This is a genomic window from Tahibacter caeni (genome assembly GCF_024609805.1).
GTDB classification, from domain to species: Bacteria; Pseudomonadota; Gammaproteobacteria; order Xanthomonadales; family Rhodanobacteraceae; genus Tahibacter; species Tahibacter caeni.
The window spans coordinates 1-4,476 of the sequence record NZ_JANFVR010000362.1 but is presented as its reverse complement, the minus strand read 5'-3'; the positions used below and the strand labels follow the sequence as shown (position 1 = coordinate 4,476).

The window sequence follows — 4,476 nt, the reverse complement described above, 5'->3', positions numbered from 1 at the left end:
GCGGCGCGCGCCCGACGGCGCGCTCTACGTCGTCGCCGGCGACGAGACTTCCTCCGGCCAGGTTCCGCGCCGCGTGCTGCGCATCGACGCCGGCGGCGCGCTGGCCTGGGAACGCGACCTCTGCCCGGGAGCGGCGCAGCCTGCAACGGCGCGCATCGCGTTCGCCGTCGCGAGCGACGGCGCCGCGGCGAATCTCTGCGACGTCGCCGGGCGCGACCGTCTCGTGCGGCGCGCACGAGACGGCAGCGCGACCGAAGCGACCCTGCCGTTCGATCGCGCGCTGCAGTTGCAGGCGGGGGCCGGCGGCGAGCTGCTCGTACTCGGCCGCGATCAGGCCACGACGCCGTACCGCACGCACCTGATCGCTCTCGACGCCGCGCTGCGCCAGCGCGACGTGTCGCTCGGCGCGGCGAATTCGCGCGAGGCGCTCGAGCTCGCGGCCGCCGCGATCGACGCCGACGGCAACGGCTATCTGCTGAGCCGGCGCGCCGCGACGGGCGCCGTCGCAGCGCCGCGATTCCTGAGCCGCATCCGCGCCGACGGCCGCACGGTCTGGCGCAAGACCCTGCCGGCGTCCCTCGCGCAAACGGCGACGTTGCAGGCGGCCCACGGCCTCGTCTGCGTCGAGGAACAGACGACGACCGAGACGGCCGCGAGCCATCACGCGTTCTGCCTGCGCAGCGCCGACGGCGCCACGTTCGGCAACGACTACGCCGCGCCGGCGGGCACGACCGTGCTGATCCAGCGGCCGATCGCCGGCGAGCGCATCGTGCGCGTCAGTGCGACGGCCACGCAATACGCCGTCGACCTCCTCGGCGAGACCGGCAGCGCGCGCACGGCCAGCGGCACCGGCCGGCTGCACAACCTCGGCATCGACGACGACGGTCGCGTGACCCTGGCCGTCGACGGCCGCGTGCTGCGCTACGACGTCGCCGGCGCCCTGCTCTATCGCATCGACCAGAGCCCGATCGTGAAATACGACGCGCGCTTCACCGCGGATGCCGCCGGCCGCGTTTACGCGACCGGCGCCCGCTTCGCGCCGTACGGCCTCGACGACCATGTGCTCTGGGCCGTCGACGCGGCGGGCGCGACGCGCTGGCTGACCGCGCTCGGACCGTACCGGCGCGGCGAGCGCATCGTCACGACGGCGAATGCGGTCTACGTGCACGGCCAATCCGACCCCGGCGACGACGCGCTGGCGAGCGTCACGAGCAAGCACGACGCCGAGGACGGTCGCCAGCTCTGGTCGCACCGGTCCGTCGACCGCATAGTGGCCGGCGACGCTCACGGTCCGCTGCTCGCGCTGGACGCGGCCGCCGGCGACGTGGTGCTGCTCGGCAGCTGGGCCAACCGTCTGCGCCTCGAACGCCTGAATGCGACCGACGGCCGTCGCGAGCTCGAACGCTTCGTCGACTGCAACGGCGACTGCGCACCGCTCGCGGCCGTCGCACTCGATGCTGCCGGGGAATTGCGCACGGCGTATACCGTCGTCGACCGCGGCGCCGGCCAGACGGCCGCGGCGCGCTCGCTCGGCGACGTGCTGCGCGACGCGCCGGCGACGCGCGTCGACCAGCCCGGCGTCGCCGGCCTCTGGTATGCGCCGTATGCGAACGGCGAAGGCCTGGCCATCGACTGGCTCGCCGATTCGCGCACCGTGTTCGCGGCCTGGTTCACCTACACGAGCAGCGGCGGCTACGACCCGGCGCAGCAACGCTGGTACACCTTGCAGGCGAACGGGGTCGCGAGCGGGACGACCGAACTCGAACTGCCGGTGCTGCAGACCGTCGGCGGCGCGTTCGACGCGGGACCTGCCGTGTCGCCGCGCATCGTCGGCCGCGCGAAGCTGCGCGTCACCGACTGCGATCACGCGAGCCTGAGCTACGAGATCGACGCCGGCGCGACGACGGAACCGGCCTCCGGCACGATCGACCTGCTGCGCCTGACGCCGGCGACGCAGGCCTGCGTTCTCGCCGACGGCAGCAACGTGCCCGGCGCGGGCGCGCGGCCGCCGGCCAAGGGCTTCGACGCACGGATGTCCGGCGCCTGGTACGACGAGACCACGGTAGGCCAGGGACTGCAGCTGAACATCCAGCCCGACGGCGTGTTCTTCGCGCCCTGGTTCGCCTACGACCCGCCGGGCATGCCGGACGATTCGACCCGGCAGCACTGGTTCACCCTGCAGGGCAACCTCGCCGACGCCGTCGACGGCCGCGTCGAGGTCCTGCTGATCCAGACCCTCGGCGGCCGCTTCGACTGGGCGCCGACCTACGACGCGAACGTGATCGGCAGCGCGACGCTGATCGCGCAGGGCTGCGACCGCGCGGCATTGGAGTACCGCTTCGACGCGGGCCGCAGCGCCGGTTCGTTCGCCGGCCGCCAGGGCCGGCTCGATCTGCGCCGCATGGGCGGCTGCGCGCCGTGATCGGCGCGCGGCGCGGCCCCGTCGAGGACCGGGCGCGAGCGTTGGCGTGTCCGCGCTGCCGTGGCTCGTCGCCGATAGCCGGATGCGGCGTCGATGCCGGATAGCCCGGCACGTTCACGCGACATGTGAAGCCCCGCTCCCGCGGCGGGAGCGGGGAATGACCGAGCGACGCTCCGCCGCGCCGCGGCGACAGACCGCGGCGCGGCGGACCTCAGGTCTTGCCCATCCGCTTCATCAGCGAATCCACGCCGGTGCGCAGCTGGCGCACCTGGTCCCACATGTCGTGGTCCAGCGTCATCTTGTGGTGCAGCGCGGAGACCAGCGGCACGAGCGTTTCCTCGTACGCCTTGGCCATGCGCGCAAGCGCGTCGCTGAGCACCGGCGGCGCTTCGAGGCGCGGCTCGCGCTGCAGCGCGGCGTGGATGTCGGCGAGGCTCCGCAGGGCGCCCAGGGTTTCGGCCAGGCCTTCGCCGCTGCGCCCCTGCTTCTCGAGCTGCAGCGCGATGTCGGACAGGGTCTGCGCCATGCGCGTCGCACCATCGGCGTCCTTGCCGCCCTGGCGCGCGAGACGGCGGAAGTCGTCGACGACCTTGTCCCAGCGCGCGCTTTCCTCGGCCGTCGGCGAGCCGACGAGGCGTGCGAGGCGCAGCAGGTTTTCCTCGGCTCGCGCGCCGAGCGTCTGCGCTTCGCCGCGGTAGTGGTCGCGGATCAGCGCGGCGAGCTCGGCCGGCGTCAGCAGCGGACTCAGTTGCGCCGTGAGCTTGGCCATGTTGCGGTAGCTGCCCTGCAGCTTGAAGGCGGGCTCGCTGCGGAACGCGTCGTCCTGCGCGGCGCTGTCGACGTAGGCCGCATTGACCCGCATCAGCACGTCGCGCACGGCGACCATGCGCTTGAGCAGTTCCAGAGTCTGCGAGCCCCCGGGCAGTTCGCCCGGCAGCTCGCCGTCGTCGCGCGCGGCGCGCAGCGCGGCGAGGATTTCCGCGCGCGGCCGTTCGGCCAGCGGCGCGCTCAGCGCGTTGGCGGTCAGCGCGTTCTCGATGTAGCTGTCGGCGAACAGCGCCTCGCGCCCGCTGAGCACGTCGCCGAGGTTGTAGACGTCGGCGCGGTTGGCCAGCATGTCCGGAATGCGGAACACCTCGCCGGATTCGGTGTACGGATTGCCCGCCATGACCAGCGCGAAACGCTTGCCGCGCAAGTCCAGGGTGCGCGCCTCGCCGTCGACGACGGCGTCGATGCGCCGCGTCGCGTCGGCGAGGCTGATGAATTTCTGCAGGAACTCGGCCGACAGGTGCTGGATGTCGTCGAGATACAGCATGACGTTGACGCCCATGGCCAGGCCGAGGTTGAGCTTGACCAGTTCCTCGACCGCGCCGCGCTGCGTGGCCGCGGCCGGGTCCAGCGCGCTGACCTCGTGGCCGAGGGTCGGGCCGTTCACGCGCACGAAGATCATGCCGAGGCGGTCGGCGATGTATTCCATCAGCGTGGTCTTGCCGTAGCCCGGCGGCGAGATCAGCAGCAGCAGGCCCGAGCGGTCGCTGCGCGCGTCGCCGGCGCTGCCGATCTGGCGCGCGAGGTTGTTGCCGATCAGCGGCAGATAGACCTCGTCGATGAGCCGGTTGCGCACGAAGCCGGCCATCGGCTTGGCCTGGAAGCGGTCGATGCCGAGCCGGCTGCGCTCGGCCGTGACGAGTTCGTGGCGCAGCGCCGCGAAGGCGTGCCAGTCGCGCTCGGTGGTCTGCGCGTGCTGCGCGAGGCGCGCGACGAACTCGGGCAGGTTCAGTGCGAGCGCACCGTCGCGCACGCGCGCATGCGCGCCGCGCAGGCCGGTCACGTCGGCACGCAGGTCGGCGTTGACGCGTTCGCGCGGCAGCTCGGCGAAGGTCAGCAGCGCGCCGGCTTCCAGCGCGGTGTCGGCGTCGCCGTCGGCGCCGCCGAGGCGGCGGCACCATTCGGCGGCGAGCTGCAGCCGCTCGGCCGCCGGCAATTCCGAATGGAGTGCGGCGAGCGCGCCGCGCGGCAGCTCGGTGGCCGCGCGCCGGCTCAGGTCGGCCGCC

General features: G+C 73.2%; 2 protein-coding genes. One reads left to right on the top strand and one right to left on the bottom strand.

All coding sequences use genetic code 11. The features are described from left to right. On the top strand, positions 1-2,422 hold a 2,422-nt coding region (locus NON22_RS20765; protein WP_257388891.1), incomplete at its 5' end, for a PQQ-binding-like beta-propeller repeat protein. Positions 2,423-2,633: 211 nt separating this feature from the next. Here the strand turns inward: NON22_RS20765 and NON22_RS20760 are convergent. Beyond that, a partial coding sequence (locus NON22_RS20760) for an ATP-binding protein (RefSeq protein WP_257388890.1) occupies positions 2,634-4,476 on the bottom strand: 1,843 nt, incomplete at its 5' end.